This window comes from Nonomuraea sp. PA05 (assembly GCF_008086045.1).
GTDB classification, from domain to species: Bacteria; Actinomycetota; Actinomycetes; order Streptosporangiales; family Streptosporangiaceae; genus Nonomuraea; species Nonomuraea monospora.
Genome location: NZ_VSEY01000046.1, coordinates 89,831 through 108,465 on the forward strand (window position 1 = coordinate 89,831; position 18,635 = coordinate 108,465).

Genomic DNA, 18,635 nt, shown 5'->3' on the forward strand with positions numbered 1-18,635 from the left:
AATGCGAAACTCCCTCCTCAAGGGTGCCGCGCTGGCAATTGCGGCCGGTGCCCTGCTCCTCCCGGCTGTCCCGGCCTCGGCCACCGCCACCGCCACCGCGGCGAGCACCGCCGCCGAGCCGTTCTCCACCTTCGACGTGAAGGTGAAGGCCAGCAAGACCGTCAAGCCGGGCGGAAAGATCACGTACACGATCAACGCTGTCAACAAGGGCCCGCACTACGCGGACTCCTGGTTCGTCGGCGGCCAGTTCCCCAAGGGTGTCGACCTGCGCAAGATCCAGTACTGGGCGGAGAAGGACACCGAGTGCTTCCTTGACGGGCGCGCCTTCTACTGCTTCATCCCCAGGGTCGTCGAGGTGGGCGAGGCCGTCAGCATGAAGTTCGTGGCCAAGACCACGAAGAAGGCCAAGGGCACCCAGACGGCGACGCTCGGTGTGGTCACCTACAACGTGGACCAGGGCATGGAGAACATGAGCAAGGAGGAGCTGGACCGGCTCGGCATCCCCGAGTACGCGTTCGCGAAGACGGTCAAGACCAAGGTCGTTCGCTAAAGTTCACCCGCCGCGCCCGGGCCGAATGCCGTACCTGCTTCACGAGCATCGGACCGGGCGCAGTACCGTGGCTGGATGTGGACCAGCGCACCCTCCTGATCACACTGACCGGCCCTGACCGTCCGGGCGTCACCTCGCGTCTTTTCTCCGTCCTGTCGCGCTTTCCGGTGACGGTCGCCGACATCGAGCAGGTCGTCATCCGAGGCCGGCTCACGCTAGGCGTGCTCGTCGCGTACGCGGGCGGCCCCTCGACCGGCACCGGCACCACCCTCGGCGCCATGTGGACCGCCGTCGAACGCGTGGCCGAGGACCTCGGCATGGAGGTGGAGCTCTCCACCGGATCGCAGGCCAAGGAGCAGCGCCGCCGCGGCCGGCTGTCGGTCAGCGTCCTCGGCGCCACCCTGCAGCCCGCCGCCATCGCCGGCATCGCCGGCCGCATCGCCGCCGCCGGGGCGAACATCGACCGCATCGAACGCCTCGCCCAGTGGCCCGTCACCTGCATCGAGCTGTCCGTCTCCGGCGCCGACCCCGCCGCGCTCCGCGTCGAGCTGGCCGCCGAGGCCGCCGCCCAGGAAGTGGACGTGGCCGTCCAGCGCACCGGCCTGTCCCGCCGCGCCAAGCGCCTGATCGTCATGGACGTCGACTCGACCCTCATCCAGGGCGAGGTCATCGAGCTGCTCGCGGCGCACGCCGGCTGCCTGGAGGAGGTCGCCAGGGTCACCGAGGAGGCCATGCGCGGCGAGCTCGACTTCGCCGAGTCGCTGCGCCGCCGGGTGGCGCTGCTCGAAGGGCTGCCCGCCGAGGTGTTCGAGGACGTGCGCAAGGAGGTCGTCCTCACCCCGGGCGCCCGTACGCTGGTGCGCACGCTCAAGCGGCTCGACTACCGCTTCGCCATCGTCAGCGGCGGCTTCACCCAGATCACCGACGGGCTCGTCGAGGAGCTCGGCATCGACTACTCCGCCGCGAACGTCCTCGAAGTCGTCGACGGCCGCCTCACCGGCCGCGTCGTCGGCGAGATCGTCGACAGGCCGGGCAAGGCGCGGGCGCTGGAGCGCTTCGCCCGCGCCGCCAAGCTGCCGATCTCCCAGACCGTGGCCATCGGCGACGGCGCCAACGACCTCGACATGATCGCCGCGGCCGGGCTCGGCATCGCGTTCAACGCCAAGCCCGTGGTGCGGCAGGCCGCCGACACCGCGGTCAACACGCCGTACCTCGACTCGATCCTCTACCTGCTGGGGATCTCGCGGGACGAAGTGGAGGCCGCGGACGCCGAGGACGGGGTGCTCACGGCCCTGTAAGCCCTTTCAGGCCCTTCAGCTCACGGCGCTTTGGGGTCCCACTGGGTGATGAGGCGGCCCTGGCCCGGCCAGAGCTCCTCCCACGGCGACTCCACCCCGATGACCGCGAACGCCCCGGGCCTGAACACGTAGTCGCCCCCGGCCAGCCCCAGCGCGAGCTCGTGCACGCCCGGGTTGTGGCCGCACAGCACCACCGTGCTCAGCCCGGGGTCGGTCCGGCGGACCAGCTCCAGCAGCTCGTCCGGGTAGGCCTCGTAGATCTCGCGCTCGTAGCTGATCTCCACCTCGGGGAACGCCAGCTCGGCGGTGCGCCTGGTTCTGACCGCCGGGGAGCAGAGCACCGCGTCGGGCTCCAGGCCCGCCGCTCTGATCTCGTCGCCCACCCGCTTGGCGTCCCGCTCGCCCCGGTCCGTCAGGGGACGCTCGCGGTCGGCCAGGCCCGGGACCTGGGCGGCTTTGGCGTGGCGCAGCACGATCAAGGTACGCAACGGAGTCATCCCGTCTTCGAGGCCCAGAGGGACAACGCGATGATCACTGCGAGGATCGCGATCATCGCCAGGAGAATCAGGCCCAGGGTCTTGCCGCCGCTGGGCCGGTTTTCGTCGTTCACGCGCTCAGTTTCCCATTGCGGGGGGTGGGTGCCGCGGGCGCGTCCGTCCCCTCGCCTGAAACGCGCCCGTCCCTCTCCTGCGCCCGCAGCTCAACATCAAACACGCCCGCCCTCTCCCCGCGCTCCCAGCTCCACGCCGCAGACGCCCGCCCTCTCACGGCGCCCCAACTCCACGTCGCACGCACCCACCCGCTCCCACGGCCCCAACTCGACGTCGCACGCGCCCCTCTTCCGCGTCCACAACGTGCCACACCCGCCCCCCCTGCCCGCGCCCGCAACGCATGCCGCACTTCGCCCCCCCCCCCCCCCCCACCCCGCCCCCCCCCCCCCCCCCCCCCCCCCCCCCACCCCCCCCCCCCCCCCCCCCCCCCCCCGCCCCCCCACCCCCCCCCCCCCCCCCCCCCCCCCTCGCGCCCGCCCCCACAACGCACGCCTGACGTGCCCGCCCCTCGCCCCTGCGCCCGCAGCGCACGCCACACGCGCCCGCCCTCCGCAGCTCCGCCCTCTTCCCGCGTCCGTGGCTCCACGTGAAACGCGCCCGCCCCCTCGTCTGAGGGAACGGGCGCGCTCGTCCGTCATGCCGCCTACGACGCCACAGGCTCGTGCTCGCGGTTGTTGTTGCTGGCCTCAGGCTCGCTGGTCACCGAACGCCGCTTGGACACGATGATCGCCCCGACCACCACGGCCACCGCCACCACCGTGATCCCGACGCGCACCACCGGGTTGGCCGCGTACAGCACCACCGCGGGCGCCACCAGCAGCGCCACCAGGTTCATCACCTTGATCAGCGGGTTGATGGCCGGGCCCGCCGTGTCCTTGAACGGGTCACCGACCGTGTCACCGATGACCGTGGCGGCGTGCGCATCGGAGCCCTTGCCGCCGTGGTGACCGTCCTCGACCAGCTTCTTGGCGTTGTCCCAGGCGCCGCCCGAGTTCGACAGGAAGACGGCCATCAGAGTGCCGCAGGCGATGGCCCCGGCCAGGAAGGCGCCCAGCGGCGCGTACCCCAGCGCGAACCCGACCGCGATCGGCGTCATGACCGCCAGCAGGCCGGGCGTGGCCAGTTCGCGGAGCGAGTCGCGGGTGCAGATGTCGACGACCCGGCCGTACTCCGGCTTCTCGGTGCCGTCCATGATGCCGGGCTTGTTGCGGAACTGGTCGCGTACCTCGAAGACGACCCGCATCGCGGCGCGCCCGACCGCCATGATCGCCAGGCCGGAGAACAGGAACACCACCGCGGCGCCGATGATCAGGCCGACGAGGACGTTCGGCTGGTCGAGGCTGAGCGAGAAGGACGAGAAGCTGCCCAGCGCGTCCTTGACCGCCTGCGAGGCCGTCGCCAGCTCTGTCTCCACCGCCGTGCGGAACGCGCCGAACAGCGCTGTGGCGGCCAGTACGGCCGTGGCGATGGCGATGCCCTTGGTGATGGCCTTCGTGGTGTTGCCGACGGCGTCCAGGCTGGTCAGCACACGGGCGCCCTCGCCCTCGACGTCGCCGGACATCTCCGCGATGCCCTGGGCGTTGTCGGAGACGGGGCCGAAGGTGTCCATGGAGACGATGACGCCGACGGTGGTCAGCAGGCCGGTGCCCGCCAGCGCCACCGCGAACAGCGCGATCGTCACGTTCCCGAAGCCCAGCAGGAACGCGCCGTAGACGGCGCCGCCGATGATCAGCGCCGAGTAGACCGCCGACTCCAGGCCGACGCTGATGCCGGACAGGATGACGGTGGCGGGGCCGGTGACCGAGCTCTCGCCGATCTCCCTGACCGGGCGGCGGTTGGTCTCGGTGAAGTACCCGGTGAGCAACTGGATGGCGCTGGCCAGGACCAGGCCGATGAGGACGGCGCCGATGGCGATGAGCCGCGGGTCGGCGTTGAAGCCGGTGATCGTCGAGCCGGTCAGCTCGCCGAAGCTGCTCGGCAGGTAGAGGAACGCGGCGACCGTCACCAGCACCGCCGAGATGGCGGCCGAGATGAAGAAGCTTCGGTTGATCGCGGCCATGCCGTTGCGGTCGCGGTCGCGGAGCCTGGTGACGAAGATGCCGATGATCGCCGTGATCACACCGATCATCGGGACGATGAGGGGGAAGACCAGCCCCTCCTCGCCGAAGGCCGCGCGGCCCAGGATGAGGCTCGCCACGAGCATGACCGCGTACGACTCGAACAGGTCGGCCGCCATGCCGGCGCAGTCGCCGACGTTGTCGCCCACGTTGTCGGCGATGGTGGCGGCGTTGCGCGGGTCGTCCTCGGGGATGCCCTGCTCGACCTTGCCGACCAGGTCGGCGCCCACGTCGGCGGCCTTGGTGAAGATGCCGCCGCCGACTCGCATGAACATGGCCAGCAGCGCCGCGCCGAACCCGAAGCCTTCGAGCACGCCGGGCGCGTTGCCCTGGTAGACGAACACCACCACGGCCGCGCCCAGCAGGCCGAGGCCCACCGTGAACATCCCGGCCACACCGCCGGTGCGGAACGCGATGCGCATCGCGCGCTTCTCCCCGCCCTCCCGGGCGGCGGCCGCGACGCGGACGTTCCCGCGCACGGCCAGCCACATGCCCATGAACCCGGTCAGCGCGGAGAACACCGCACCGACCACGAAGAAGATGGAGCGGCCGATGCGTACGTCTGTTTCCGCAGGTAGCAACAGCAACAGGAAGGGGATCACGACGACGAAGATCGCCAACGTGCGGAACTGGCGCGTGAGGTAGGCGGCGGCGCCCTCTTGGACGGCGCGCGCGATGTTCTGCATGCGTTCGGTGCCCTGGCCGGCGGCCAGCACCTCACGCACCAGGCCGCCTGCGACGGCCAGCGCGATCAGTGCGACCGCGGCGACCACGATCACGATGGTGAGATTGTTTCCGCTCAGGGCCAGATTGGACGCTGGCTCCGATGCCAGCATGTGCCTGCTCATCGTTCTCCTCGGCAAGACCGGTCGTCCTGCCCGGGCGGTGCTGCAGTTTTCCTCGGCGGGTGTTGCGGCACCATCCGGGTTGTGGGTGCCGCTTCCGGTTGAATCCGCGTTCCTCTGGATCACCTTGGCCGGTGCCGGGAGTCTACGCAGGGGCTCAGCGGATATGAAGGCTCTCGCGGTCGCTAATTGTGCGAGTGTCTAGTAATCCCCTGCCTGGGACCCGGTTTGGGATCTGACAAGTGGAATTTCCCTGAGTTACGGTCTCTGCAAGAGGGGGATAGGGGAGGACCGTAATTCGCTCCGGGAGTGGCATGGTTTGGGGAGTGAGGTGGGTTTTGGGGCTGGATGAGGCGGTGTGGTCTGTAGTCATGCGGGCGAGGGCTCTTTGAGCTCGGAAGCCGAAAGGCATGACCGGGGAGGGGCCTCTTCCGACGCCGTATCGGGCGGGTGCCGGGAAGCACGTACAGACACACCAGGCCCTCAGATGCCGGGCGACTTCGCGTGGACACGAGGAGTCTCGGCGCGCGCCTGGCACCGAGTCCAGCCCTCACACAAGCGGCTCGCGACTCGCCCTGACCCGTATCGAGCCATCCCACAACCCGGCGGCAGGCCCTTGCCGGCGAGGCCAAGCCCTGAGACCAGCTCCGCCTCAGCCTGGAATCAGCGCCAGCCCAGCTCACATGCAGGCTTAGCTCTTACCTGCAGCCTCAGATACAGGGCTCAGCCCCAGAAACAAGCTCAGCTCCATCCGGAGCACTGCTGCAGGCTCGAACGCAGCATCAGCCCGGATTCAGGCTCGCCTTAGCCCCGGATACAGGATCGCCTCAGCTTCGGATACAGGCTGGCCTCAGCCCGCTGCAGCAAACCTCGGCCCAGCCTCAACCCCCATGTAGCAGACTCCGGCCAGCATCAGTCCGGCTCAGCCTCGACGCAGCAGACTCCGGCCAGCATCAGCCGAACCCAGCCTTAGCCCTGACTCAGCGGACCTCGCCCCACCATCGATCCGGCCCAGCCTCAACCCCGAGGCAGCGCCAACGACACAGCCGACGACTCAGGCCCAGGGGCCGGTCTAGACGCCGACGGCCGCTGGCCAGCTCATGCGAATGTTCGTCCCCTTAGGACTGGGAAACACCTGGACGTCATCGGCCAAGCCCTCGATGACCGCGATGCCGAAGTTCGACATGAACGAGTCGGACAGCATGCCCAGATCGAGGGGCTGCTCCTGCTTGATCTCGTCACTGGGGGCCTGGTCGCTGACCGTGACCTCGAAACGCCCGGAGTCGTCACGTAGCTCGATGCGGATGGGCTCGCCCGGACAGTGCGCGCGATGCGCCTCCACCGCCCGGGAACACGCCTCCCCCACAGCGAGCCTGACCTCGTCCAGCAGGGACTCCTCGACGCCGGTGCGGCGGGCGATCGCCGTCGCCACCAGCCGGGCGGTCCGCACATGCGCGGGGAGTGCGCTGAACGTCAGCTCGACGGTAGCCATGCTACTTGTCTTTGCCGTGAGCTTCCTTGGCCTCGTCGACCGAAGCGTAGATCCCGAAGACCTTGGTGAGACCGGTGATCCGGAAGATCTTCAGGATGCGCTCCTGCGTGCAGACGAGCTCGAGGGAGCCGTCGTGCGCACGAACCCGCTTGAGCCCCCCGACCAGGACACCGAGGCCCGTCGAGTCGAGGAAGTCCACCTTCTCCATGTTGACAAGAAGGTGGAAGTTGCCCTTGTTGACCAGGTCGATGAGGAGCTCACGCAATCTCGGCGCCGTGTAGACATCGATCTCACCCTCGACCTCCACGATGGTGAGTCGGTCTTCGGTGCGGTGATCCAACTTCAGATCCACAGATCCTCCAGCGCCTCGCCTGCGAAAGTACTCTTGCGGGCCTGGCAATCTGGAGCGTGGCCCCAGACTGTCCGACCCTGACGCGCGGCATTCAACCACGCGCCTGGCTTGTGTCTATACGAAATCACGATTCCCGGCGACTTTGCCCATCGATGCAAGACTGGAAACAGTGACTTCCTCCGGATCCTCCCCACAACAGGCAGGTCCACTCCTCCACCACCTGCTTGGCGTTCCCGCACGTCATGAGCGTGTCACCCATGTGGAGCATGTTCCAGCACGTCAGGCGGGTCAAGTCCGTTGGCCCAAATGGACGCCTGAAGTACTTGTTACGCGCTTGGCGAACCGAGGGGTGACAGGACTCTGGCCCCACCAGTACGAAGCCGCCGACCTGGCACACCGTGGCCGAAACGTGATCATCTCCACAGGCACGGCCTCCGGCAAGTCGCTGGCGTACCTCACCCCGGCGATCGCCTCCTGTCTCGACGGCGGCACGGTCCTGTACCTGACGCCCACCAAGGCCCTGGCCGCCGACCAGCTCCGCGGCCTACGCGAGCTGCGCATCACCCAGCTCCGCGCGTCCTGCTTCGACGGCGACACCCCTTTCGAGGAACGCACCTGGGTGCGCCAGCACGCCAACTACGTGCTGACCAACCCCGACATGCTCCACCGCAGCATCCTGCCCAGACACGCCCAGTGGTCGTCGTTCTTCCGCCGGCTGCGCATGGTCGTCGTGGACGAGTGCCACGGCTACCGCGGCGTCTTCGGCTCGCATGTCGCCCAGATCCTGCGCCGCCTGCGCCGCGCCTGCGCCCGCTACAACTCCCGCCCCACGTTCGTGCTCGCCTCCGCGACGGCCAGCGAGCCTGGCGTGTTCGCCACGCGGCTGACGGGGCTTGAGATGGACGAGGTGACGGTGGACGCCTCGCCGAAGGGCTCAACCACCATCGCGCTGTGGGAGCCGCCCCTGACGGAGCTCCGGGGCGAGGGAGGGGCTCCTGTGCGGCGGACGGCCACGGCGGAGGCGGCGGATCTGCTGGCGGACCTCGTTCTGGCCGACGTACGTACGCTCGCCTTCGTCCGATCCCGTCGCGGCGCCGAAACCGTCGCTCTGTCGGCCCGCGCCAAACTCGCCGACGTCGCCTTCTCCATCTCAGCCCCCACCCCCGCTTCGACTCTCAGGCCCAGTCCCACCTCAGCCTCCACTCCAGCACCGGCGTCCCCATCAACGCCCAATTCCGCCCCCACCTCCGCGCCCAGCCCCGCCTCCCCCCACACCTCCACCTCCACCTCCACCTCCACCCATGGGCCTCTCACTTGGGCCCTGCCTGAACCCCCCGATCCCACCCTGGCCGACCTCCCCAACAAGATCGCCGCCTACCGGGCCGGCTACCTCGCCGAAGACCGCAGACTCCTCGAAAAGGCCCTCCGCGCCGGCACCATCATGGGCTTGGCCACCACAAACGCCCTCGAACTCGGCGTCGACGTCTCCGGCCTGGACGCCGTACTGATCACCGGCTGGCCAGGCACCCGCGCCTCCCTCTGGCAGCAGGCGGGCCGCGCCGGTCGCGACGGCCAGGACGCTCTAGCCGTACTGATCGCCAGAGACGACCCGCTGGACACCTACCTCGTCCACCACCCGGACGCCCTGTTCGGCCAGCCCGTGGAGGCGATCGTCCTCGACCCGGGCAACCCGTACGTCCTGGGTCCCCACCTCTGCGCCGCGGCAGCCGAGATCCCTTTGACCGAGGACGACCTGCCGATCTTCGGCCCCAGCACCTCGAAGGTGCTCGACGACCTCGTGTCGCAGGGCCTGCTCAGGCGACGTCCCGCAGGCTGGTTCTGGACCCGGCGGGAACGCGCGACCGACCTCGCCGACATCCGCGGCGGCGGCGGCAACCCCATCCAGGTCGTGGAGTCATCCACAGGCCGCCTCCTGGGCAGTGTGGACGAGCCCTCCGCCCACACGACCGTCCACACCGGCGCGGTCTACCTGCACCAGGGCGAGACCTTCCTCGTGGAGCTCCTGGACCTGGACGCCGGCGTCGCCCTCGTCACCAGCGCCAACCCGGACTACACCACGTTCGCCCGCGACATCACCGACATCTCCATCCTCTCCACAGAACGCTCCCGCTCCCTCGGTCCGGGGACGCTCCACTTCGGCGAGGTGGAGGTAACCCGCCAAGTCGTCTCCTACCTCATGAGACGCCTCCAATCAGGCGAAATGCTCGGTGACGAGCCCTTGGAACTACCGCCCCGCACCCTCCGCACCCGCGCCGTCTGGTGGACACTCCCCGCCTCCGCCGTCACCCCTCTCGCCGAAGCCGGGATCGACCTCGGCGGAGCCGCACACGCCGCCGAACATGCCTCGATCGGCCTGCTCCCACTGTTCGCGACTTGCGACCGCTGGGACATCGGCGGCGTCTCCACGGAACTTCACGCTGACACCGGCCTGCTCACCGTCTTCGTCTACGACGGCCACGAGGGCGGCGCCGGCTTCGCCGAACGCGGTTACGCCCGCGCCACGGACTGGCTGACCGCCACCCGCGAGGCGATCACGTCCTGCGAGTGCGAACGCGGCTGCCCATCCTGCATCCAGTCCCCGAAATGCGGCAACGGCAACGAGCCCTTGGACAAACGCGGCGCCATCCGCCTCCTCAACACACTCCTCGCATCACCGTGACCGCACTCATTCACCCGAAGAATCACACTCAAAGACCGCGCGCGCATAAGCATCGATCCACAAAGAAAACGGGCGCGCACAACCAGGGCAGCTACGCAGCCACACAATGGCACCAAATCAGGCCACAAACCGATCGGTATGCCTAGCACCCTCGTGCGCCGAACCTCGGCTCCACGAACCCAAGTTCCACGCGGGCCATGCACAGCCAGTTCTGTGCCATGCATGCGCGGCCAATTCCCAAAAACCGCACGACCTGATTCCGGTGGACAGCGCGCCACCGAGCCCCGGCTAGCGCCGTCACCGTGCGGCGGCCAGCCGTTTCCTAACTCTCACCACCTCTGTGCCGACGCCCCACGTAGGTACGCCCATCGCCCTTCCCGTCACCGCCCTCCGGATCAGCGGCCCAGAAGTCGGCCGCTCCCGGCTGCGGACGCTCCCAGAACCCGCTGTCCTCCATTGACCTCGGCGAAGGCGGCAGGTAGTCATCCCACCGCTCCTCAAGCCGTACGGCGGGAGCAATCGTCGGCTCGGCGGACTCGGGCACATCCGTCACCGCCGAACTGGGCAGCGCGATGTGGAGCGGCCCCTGCTGAACATCCCGCTCTTCCTGCCGCCCCGGAACACCACCCACTAACTCCTCACCAGCGCCATACTTCGGCAACGCACCCCCGTCCCCAGCGCCCTCCCCCCGCGCCTGATCAGACGCGACCCTTGCCCCACGCAGCGGACCGGACGCAAGCCTCGCCTCCCATACCCGCCCAGGCACAGGTTCCGTCCCACCCAGCGGATCAGATGCAAGCCGCATCCCACGCACCCGATCAGACCCGTGCTCCGTGCACTCCTTCCCGCCCGCATCGTCAGACGCGCGCTCGCTTCCACCCGTACCGTCAGACGCGCGCTCGCTTCCACCCGTACCGTCAGACGCGCGGTCCTTCCCGGCAGTACCGTCAGACACGCGCTCCTTCCCCCCCGCGCCGTCTGACGCGCGCTCCTTCCCGCCCATCCGCTCCGCCGCAAGTCCCTTGCCGCCCATCCGATCGGACGCGAGCCCTTCCTGTCGCCCCGGAGTCGCACCGTACGGCGGCACCCCAGCCACAGCCCTCCGCGACGGCTCAGCAGCAGGGGAACTCATTGGCGATTCCGCACCAGAAGCAGCGCCCAACGGCGACTCCGTCCCCTCCCCCAGCCACCGACTCCGACCATCGAGCGACGATCCCACGTCCCGACCCACCTGCTGGAGCGGTGATCGCTCGGGACCCGTACCGGAAACCTGTGAGGACGGGGAGGGCTGAGCAGGCTGCTCAGGAATCCGAGTCTTGGCGACAGCCAGGATGACCGCAGGCCGGCGAACCGTTCTTCTGACGGGCGAGGTGCTGACATCCTCCTCCGCAACAGCCTGCGGCCCTGAACGCGCATCGTGCGCCAACGCCGCTCCAGCGGGTCGCGTACTGGCGCCAGCCGCAGTGGTGGTCGCTGTCGTGGCCGTAGCCATGGCCGAGACAGCGGAACCGTCCGCAGCACTTGGGGCAAGCGCACGCCTCCTCGCCCAGGCACCCGCGTGCGCGCCCAGCAACAGCAGCAGGATTCCCCCCGCGACGTACAGACCGTACTGGCCGATGTTCCCGATCGACGACTCGCTCGACTGCGCCTTCACACCATCGCTCTGTACGGGAGCCTCATCCGCCTCGTCCTTCGTATCGGCGGGAACCAACCCTCCGTTCTCGCCCTGATCGTCGCCGGCAGTGGGGATGGGAAGGTTGCCACTCGGATCAGCGTCGGGAATGTCGGGCAGCTTCGTGGTCGTCGGCTTGCGCGCCGTGGCAGTCGTCGGCTTGCTCGATGAGACGGCCTTCGGCTTCCTGGCGGGCAACGTCGGCAGCGCCTCGGCGCCCTGGGCATCGGCGTCCCTGTTCTTCGGCACCTGCGCACTTTCCGTGGCTTTCTTCGTCGGCTGCGCCGCAGGTGGGGCAGGAAAGGTGACGTACGCAGCCGCCGAGTCCCCCGACCCGACCGAACCGCCGTCACCATCCCCTCTGAACACCTTGACCGTGAACCCGACCTTCTGCCCCGCCGCCTTGGACGGCACGGCGAGCACCGCCTTGCACGAGGAACCCGCGCACGCGCTGTCGGCGGACAACCGCCCCACAACACCTGACTGGGTATTGGAAACCTCGTACGACTGCAGGTCCGGCTCGGACCCCTTGCTCCAGGTGACGAGTACCTTGCCGGTGCCCTGCCTGCTCGCGCTCACTCCCCCTGGCGCTTCGGCCGGCCGCCGCAACTTGAACGTGCTCGTCGCGTACCGGTTGCCGGTGATCTCCCCCTTAAGGGTCACGGTGAAGGTCCCGTTGGGGGCAGCGCCTGCGTCGAACATGCCGGACAGCGTCTGGTTGGCTCCACCTGAGGCGATCCTCTGGCTGGGCGTGGAGGGCCCGTCCACGTACAGCCCCATCCTCAGCTGCATGAGCCCCGTACGCGCGGAGACCACCACAGAGGAACCCGAGATCACCTCACCGTCGGAGGGCGAGGTGATCTGCCCGGAGGAATCGGCCCGTCCCGCCACCACGGACGCCTGGGCAGTGCCGCCGAGCGCGATGAATCCGGCCACGATCATCCCTGCGGCAACAACTCTGCCGACTACCGTCACGACGCTTCCCTCCATCGAGAGCCTCGCGCCGCCTGAGCACCCTCGGGGCGTTCATGCGACGACCGGAAGTGCAGTGCGCCCGGTCGGCACGGTCACCGACCGTCCCCGGACCCGCACCTTAGCGACTGCGCCTTAGCTCTCCCAGGCTCCTTGACGCATACGGCATGGACCGAGGGTAAGCGGAACCTTACGGGAGACGTCCGACTCTTGGACACCACGTCTAAGAAGTCGTGACTTGATTGCGACATTGCCCCTCAGATCCCATCCACCCCATAACGCCTCACCCTTCCGGTTGCCGTAGCGAGCCATCGCAACGCGATGCAGGAGCCGTCCCTCCGACGCTGGCTGCGCGCTCATGCCGCTGGCTAGCACACGGCGCAGTGCCATCACACGACGCCGCTGGCCATCACACGACGCTGCAGGCCCGTACCTGCCCTGCAGGCCATGACACGCGTTGCAAGCCATCACATGTGCTGCAGGCCATCACATGTGCTGCAGGCCATGACACGCGCTGCGAGCCATCACACGCGCTGCAGGCCATCACACGGCGTCACTCCGTCACGGACCCGAACCCGGTCCCGACAGACCCGTGCGTGGTGGCCTCACCCGCCCGACCGTCCCCGTCGGCCCGTGGTCCGCCCGTCAGCACGTGGTCCGCCCGTCAGCACGTACGAACCCGGTCGTTAGTCCAAGGTCGACGCTGTGGGGCCCGCGCGAGACCTGCCCTGTACGGTGCGGCGGCCTATTAACGGCAGCGAGACGGACAACGCAGTCCAGACATCGGCAACATCATCGGTTATCTGGCATCTTGCGAGCTCGACCCCGTTCTCTGCAGCGAGCTCGAAGGCCCTGCCACAGGCCCCCTCAGGGTCGACCAACGCTAACTTCGCGGCTGCGAGGGCGCTAAGGTCGGCGGCGCTGTTGGCCCGATGATGGGCCACGCGGACGGAACCTACCGCCGCAAGCGCGGTGGCAACCGCCATCAGCAGGCCCATCAATGCCACGCCCCAGAGCGTGGCAGAGCCTCTTTCCTTGGGTTTGATCGTTGTCTCCTGGCGTTAAGTGCGGGACGGATGTTCCGTCGGTCGGTGGCGGGTGTGGCGTGATATCACTGCTCGGTGGCTGCGGTGGCTGCGGCTGACACGCGAACTGCAGGTAGGGAGTCGCCCCAAGAAGGGCGTACTTCGACGGTGATCTGCACTTTTGTAAGTTCGGGATCGCGGGTTATGACTACCTGGGCGTTTCGATTCATGGCTGCTTGGGTGAAGGCGCGGACTTGGTCCAAGGGCTCGCCTCTGGCTGCGGCGCGGGCTGCCATGCGGGCGGCGTCCACGCATTCGAGCTGGACGGCGACGGCTTGGATGGCCCACAGAGCGGCAGCCAGGACGACCATGAGGGCGGGCAGCATCGCGGCGGTCTCGGCCGTCACCGAGCCCCGCGATGCCGACCGCTTGATGCTCTTGGAGATCCGCGCTCGGCGCGGTGTCATTCCTGCCCGGTTTTGAGTGCTCGGTCAATGAGCGATGTGAGCATTTCCTGGACTTCTGGGCTGTTCACGACTTTGAAGAGGAGCGCGGCGAACGCGCAGGCGGCGATGGTTCCTACCGCGTACTCGGCGGTCGACATGCCGTGCTCTCGGTGAGCGGCCGCGTAGTGAAGCCACTTGTTCGTTCGCGGGCGAGAACTGGTGATGCGGCGTCGGCTGGCAGCCGGAGAAGGAGTCTGTGGTTGGTCGGCGCTTGAGGGGGTTGAGGTGGCGAGGCTCTTTTGGTGATCGGCGAGGACGCTTGTGGAGGGACCGTTGGCGCAATGGCCTGTTGTGATGTTGCGGCGTTTCGGGGTCAAGAGTGCTGCGGCCGTGGCGTTGGTGTTGGCGCTGGCAGCGCGGTCGTGGTGCTGGGCGGGTGTGGGGGTGGCGGTCGCGGCGGAGGCTGTCGGGCTTCGGATGGTCCGGCGGCCTGGGTGGAGGGTTGATGCGGTGGTGTCGGTTTGTGCTGGGGCGGCTGCGATGTCGTCTGGCTTTGTGGCGGGACTGTGCATCTTGCCTCCAGGAGTTGAGAGCCAGGGGTCTTGACCTGGCGGGAGTTCAAGGGTGGCGGAGGTGGGGTGGGGAGATGCGGCCGAATGGGGTTCTGTGGATAACGGCGAGGTGGCGGTGGATGTCTTGTGGATAAGAGCCGGAGATTGGGCGGACTGCGGTGACAGGGAAGCGGGTGGGTCTTGGTCTAAGGTGCGGTGGGGATGCTGGACACAACGGTGCGTTAAGTGCGGCGGAGTGCTTGGCAGGCGATTAAGGGATGCGGGGCGGACGCGACCTGCGGTGGTGACGGCCCACGCGGTGGGCACAGCACACGCGGTGGGCACAGCACACGCGGCTACGGCACACGCCATGGCCGCGGGCGAGGCCGTAGGCAGGGCACGCGCGGTAGGCAGGGCGGAAGCGGCGGGCTCGGCAGTGGGCGCGGTGGGTGCCATGGGTGCGGTGGCGCGGCGGCGCGGTCGATGCCCTGAGCACGGGTGAGTGGCGCTCGGGGATGCGCTGACGAAAGGCAGACATGCTCATCTCGACGGATGCGCCGGGGCAGCGTGGGTCAGTTCGGCGGGGTGGAGCGGGGTGCATAACACCTCGGCGAGGACGCACGGGTGCAGGCTTCTGCGTTAGGTACGGCGCGTGCGCTGGCCACGGCGGGCGCTCTGCCCATGCGCAGGCCTTGTCTTCTGTGAGTTCGCTGGCGTGGCGCTGGTGGGCGGTTATGGGAGGACGATGGCTGAGGCCAGGCCGGCTACTACCGGGATGATGCCGAGTAGGACGAATGCCGGGAGAAAGCACAGGCCCAAGGGGGCTACTGCCTTCACGCCGACGCTTCTGGCCGCGGCGACGGATTCGGCTCTGAAGGCTTCTCGGGCGTCGTCGGCCAGGCGGGTTAGGACGTCGGCGATGGGAGCGCCGCTCTGAGCGGCTCGGCTCATGGCTCGGGACAGTTGGCCCATGGCGGGGTCTTTGGCGAGGGCTGCCCAGGTGGGGTCGGGGTCGGCGCCCAGGCGTAGTTGGGTGCTGACCCAGGTCAGGCGTTCGCCTACGGGGCCGCCTATCGCGTTGGCGGTGGTTTCTGTGGCGGCGCTCACTGGTCTGCCCGCGCGTAGGCAGGCGGTCATCAGGTCGGCGGCGAAAGGCAGGTCGGTGGCGATGCGGCGGTGGTCGGGAGGGGGTTGGTGGCGAGCTCTTCTGTGGAGGAACAGGGCTGTTGCGGGGGTTATGAGGGTGCCTGCTACGGCTCCGGGGAGGCCGCCGATCAGGAGTGTGGAGAGTAGGCCTGCGGAGATGGCGGTGAGGGTTGTTCTGCGGGTCAGGCGGGTGGGGTGGGGAGGTTTCTGGGAGTGCCAGGTGGGAGGTCCGGGCGGGAATTGGCTTCCTGGGTGGTGGGTTGTGGGTTTTTCGGGGGTTGGGGGTTGCTTGTCCGGTTTGCGTAGGTGGGTTAGGCGGTCTGTGGGGGTTCGGGGGGAGAGCCATAGGTAGGTGGAGAGAGCGGCGCATAGGGCGGAGAGGAGCTGGAGCATGAGTGGGTCCTGGTGGGTCTGGTCTTGGCTTGGGCGGGTCTGGCGTGGGCTTGGATTGGTCAGGTTTGGGCTTGGGTGGCCATGCGGGTGGTCCACCAGAGGCCGCAAACGTCCAGGGTTATGCCGGATATCAGGCACATGAGGCCTGGGAGGGTGCCGAACAGGAACGACAGCGGGTGCATGTTCAGGGCTGCGGCCATGAGGAGGCCGAGGGCGGGGAGGGCGGCGAGCATGCGGGCCGTGGTGCGTGGGCCGGCTAGTTGGGCTGCGACGTCCTGGCGATGGGTTTGGGCTGCTCTTAACGTGTGCGCCACTCGGTCTACCAGGGAGGCGAGGCCTGCGCCTGCGGTAGTGCTGACCCTCCAGGCTGCTGCGAGTTGGCGTAGGCCTTCGCCGCCTGTTTGAGGGGCTGATGAGGTCAGGGCTGCGCAGACGTCGCCGCCGTCGCGAGCGGCTGCCATGACTGGGCGGAGGGTGGTCGGGTCTGGGAGGTCTACTGCTGCCAGGGCTCTCGTTAGGGACTCGCTTGGGGTGCAGCCTGCTGAGAGTTCGGCGGCGAGGGATTGGCACAGCTCGATCGAGGCGCGGCGCCAGGCTTCGGCGCGGCGGGAGGGGGTGGGAGTGGTGGTGAGGTGGGTGGCGAGCTTGAGCAGCGATTTCCCGGGTGGGTGGTGGTCGGTGGGTGAGGTTAGGAGCTTGTTCAGGCGGGTGGTGGCTGTGTTGGGGCCTGTCCACAGCCATATGGCGGCGGCTGTGGACAGGGCGGCCATGAGGGCGCTGGTCATCGTGCTTCGTCGTCCTGGGGTGGGTGCGAGTGAGGGCAGTTCTCACGGTCGTAGGTGATCGGCGGTTCTCACGGTCGTGGAGTTGTCGGGGTCCGTATGGGTGTGGGGTTGTGGGGGCGCGGGCGTGGTTTGTACGGGCGTGAGGTCGGGAGTTCGTGCGGTGTGGTTGAGGGCGTCCCTGCGGTCGGAGGTGGTTTTGAGGGGGTGGTTGGGCGGACTTGTGGTCAGGGGTTGGGTTGGTTAGGGGCAGGTTCGGTGGGTTAAGGCTTCGTAGCCGGGGCCGGGATGAGTGCGGCCTTGGGGGTCGAAGGTCAGGGCTGGGACGGATTCGACGAAGCCGGTTGGGGTTCTGGAGAGCAGGCGGATCTCGGCTATGCGTCTGCGGCCGTCCGGGCGGCTGCGTGTCAGGTGGATGACCGCGTCGAGGGCTGCTACTAGTTGGCTGTGTACGGCCTCTCTCGACAAGCCTGCTGCGCAGCCGAGGGCTTCCAGGCGTGGGGGGACGTCTGCCGCTGTGTTCGCGTGCAGGGTGCCGCAGCCGCCCTCGTGGCCCGTGTTGAGGGCGGCGAGTAGGTCGACTACTTCGGGTCCTCGTACCTCTCCCACCACCAGGCGGTCCGGGCGCATTCTGAGTGCCTGCCGTACCAGGTCGCGGAGGCTTACTCCGCCTGCGCCCTCGAGGTTGGCTGGGCGGGTTTCGAGGCGGACCACGTGAGGGTGGAGGGGGCGGAGTTCGGCTGAGTCCTCTACCAGGAGGAGGCGGTCGGCTGGGTCTGCCAGGGAGAGGAGGGCGGATAGGAGGGTGGTTTTGCCGGTGCCTGTGCCGCCTGTGACGAGGAAGGCCAATCTGGCCGTGACCATGGCGGTGAGCACCGGAACTGCCTGGGGTGTGATCGTGCCTGCTGCGACGAGGTCCTGGAGGGTGAAGGCGCGGCGGGGTGGGAGGCGTAGGGAGATGCAGGTGCCGCCGGATGCGATGGGTGGGAGTACGGCGTGGAGGCGGACTCCGCCCGGAAGGCGGGCGTCTACGTACGGGGAGGCGTCGTCGAGGCGTCTTCCCGCGGTGGTGGCGAGGCGTTGGGCGAGTCTTCGGACGGAGCCGTCGTCGGTGAAGGCGATCGGGGTGCGGCGTAGGCCTGTGCCGTCGTCGATCCATACCTCGCGTGGGCCGTTGACCAGGACGTCTGTTACGTCTGGGCGGGCCAGGAGGGGCTCCAGGGGGCCTGCGCCTATTAGGTCGGCGCAGAGGGCTCGGGCTATGGCGAGGATTTCTGCGTCGCCGTAGACGGATCTTTCTGCTCTGAGGGCTAGGGCTACTTGGGCGGCGGTGGGTTCGACGCCTGTTCTGGCGAGGCGGACGCGTACTGCCTCTACCAGCTCCGGGGAGGCTGAGGTTGGGGTCGCCGGCGCCGCCGGATCAGGTGGTTGTGCGGTGTGCGAGGTCGTCTGGGGGCGGGGGTGAAGTGTGGCGGAGGTGCGCGCGGAGCTGCAAGCCGAAGTGGTGGTGCGCGTGGGTGCCAAGGTCGTGTGGGTGGTGGGGCTTGGAGTCGTGCCGGTGAGGGCTGGAGTCAGGCGGGTGCGGCTCGGAGTCGTGCCGGTGAGGGCCGGAGCCAGGCCGGTGCGGCTCGGAGTGGCACCGGTAGGGGTGGGAGCCGGACGCATGGAGGTCGAAGTGGCACCGGTAGGGGTGGGAGCCGGACGCATGGAGGTCGAAGTGGCACCGGCAGGGGTGGGAGCCGGACGCATGGAGGTCGAAGTGG

At 68.5% G+C, this 18,635-nt stretch carries 14 protein-coding genes; 4 read left to right on the plus strand and 10 right to left on the minus strand.

Going from position 1 to position 18,635, the window contains the following annotated elements:
* The first annotated feature begins 1 nt into the window (after position 1).
* Entirely contained in the window at positions 2 to 550 is a 549-nt protein-coding gene (locus FXF51_RS49100; RefSeq protein WP_148441716.1) for a DUF11 domain-containing protein, read from the plus strand.
* Between the two features lie 77 nt (positions 551 to 627).
* On the plus strand, positions 628 to 1,848 hold the full coding sequence (gene serB / locus FXF51_RS49105) for a phosphoserine phosphatase SerB (RefSeq protein WP_148441717.1): 1,221 nt from the start codon (positions 628 to 630) through the stop codon (positions 1,846 to 1,848).
* Positions 1,849 to 1,868: 20 nt separating this feature from the next.
* Here the strand turns inward: serB and FXF51_RS49110 are convergent, their stop codons facing one another.
* The 4 genes from FXF51_RS49110 to FXF51_RS49130 all read right to left on the minus strand — a co-directional run bounded on the left by FXF51_RS49110 (position 1,869) and on the right by FXF51_RS49130 (position 7,205).
* Complete coding sequence (locus FXF51_RS49110; RefSeq protein ID WP_411268434.1) at positions 1,869 to 2,345, minus strand: SixA phosphatase family protein; 477 nt, start codon at positions 2,343 to 2,345, stop codon at positions 1,869 to 1,871.
* A gap of 697 nt (positions 2,346 to 3,042) precedes the next feature.
* Positions 3,043 to 5,364 (minus strand): sodium-translocating pyrophosphatase, encoded by a 2,322-nt coding sequence (locus FXF51_RS49120; RefSeq protein WP_148441718.1) that lies wholly within the window; start codon positions 5,362 to 5,364, stop codon positions 3,043 to 3,045.
* A 1,069-nt stretch (positions 5,365 to 6,433) separates the two neighbouring features.
* Entirely contained in the window at positions 6,434 to 6,853 is a 420-nt protein-coding gene (locus tag FXF51_RS49125; protein WP_103956794.1) for an ATP-binding protein, read from the minus strand.
* A 1-nt stretch (position 6,854) separates the two neighbouring features.
* Entirely contained in the window at positions 6,855 to 7,205 is a 351-nt protein-coding gene (locus FXF51_RS49130) for an STAS domain-containing protein (RefSeq protein ID WP_043629845.1), read from the minus strand.
* A 409-nt stretch (positions 7,206 to 7,614) separates the two neighbouring features.
* On the opposite strand from FXF51_RS49130, the gene FXF51_RS49135 reads away from it, so the two are divergent.
* Both FXF51_RS49135 and FXF51_RS49140 read left to right on the plus strand, forming a co-directional pair.
* On the plus strand, positions 7,615 to 9,885 hold the full coding sequence (locus FXF51_RS49135) for a DEAD/DEAH box helicase (RefSeq protein WP_262380370.1): 2,271 nt from the start codon (positions 7,615 to 7,617) through the stop codon (positions 9,883 to 9,885).
* Positions 9,886 to 11,666: 1,781 nt separating this feature from the next.
* Positions 11,667 to 12,668: a hypothetical protein gene (locus FXF51_RS49140; RefSeq protein WP_148441720.1), complete on the plus strand. Its 1,002-nt coding sequence runs from the start codon at positions 11,667 to 11,669 to the stop codon at positions 12,666 to 12,668.
* A 547-nt stretch (positions 12,669 to 13,215) separates the two neighbouring features.
* Here the strand turns inward: FXF51_RS49140 and FXF51_RS63975 are convergent.
* From FXF51_RS63975 to FXF51_RS49170, 6 genes are all read right to left on the minus strand, one after another.
* Entirely contained in the window at positions 13,216 to 13,575 is a 360-nt protein-coding gene (locus FXF51_RS63975; protein WP_411268436.1) for an Rv3654c family TadE-like protein, read from the minus strand.
* 65 nt (positions 13,576 to 13,640) lie between these two features.
* Positions 13,641 to 13,961, minus strand: a complete 321-nt coding sequence (locus FXF51_RS49150) for a TadE family type IV pilus minor pilin (RefSeq protein WP_262380371.1) — start codon at positions 13,959 to 13,961, stop codon at positions 13,641 to 13,643.
* A gap of 56 nt (positions 13,962 to 14,017) precedes the next feature.
* A complete protein-coding gene (locus FXF51_RS63580) occupies positions 14,018 to 15,007 on the minus strand; it encodes a DUF4244 domain-containing protein (protein ID WP_316247677.1) in 990 nt (329 codons plus the stop codon).
* 276 nt (positions 15,008 to 15,283) lie between these two features.
* Positions 15,284 to 16,090: a type II secretion system F family protein gene (locus FXF51_RS63585; RefSeq protein ID WP_148441724.1), complete on the minus strand. Its 807-nt coding sequence runs from the start codon at positions 16,088 to 16,090 to the stop codon at positions 15,284 to 15,286.
* Between the two features lie 59 nt (positions 16,091 to 16,149).
* Positions 16,150 to 16,875 carry a type II secretion system F family protein gene (locus FXF51_RS49165; protein WP_148441725.1) on the minus strand — a complete coding sequence of 242 codons (726 nt, stop codon included), beginning with the start codon at positions 16,873 to 16,875 and terminating at the stop codon, positions 16,150 to 16,152.
* Positions 16,876 to 17,115: 240 nt separating this feature from the next.
* A complete protein-coding gene (locus FXF51_RS49170; RefSeq protein ID WP_148441735.1) occupies positions 17,116 to 18,252 on the minus strand; it encodes a TadA family conjugal transfer-associated ATPase in 1,137 nt (378 codons plus the stop codon).
* Between the last annotated feature and the right edge of the window lie 383 nt (positions 18,253 to 18,635).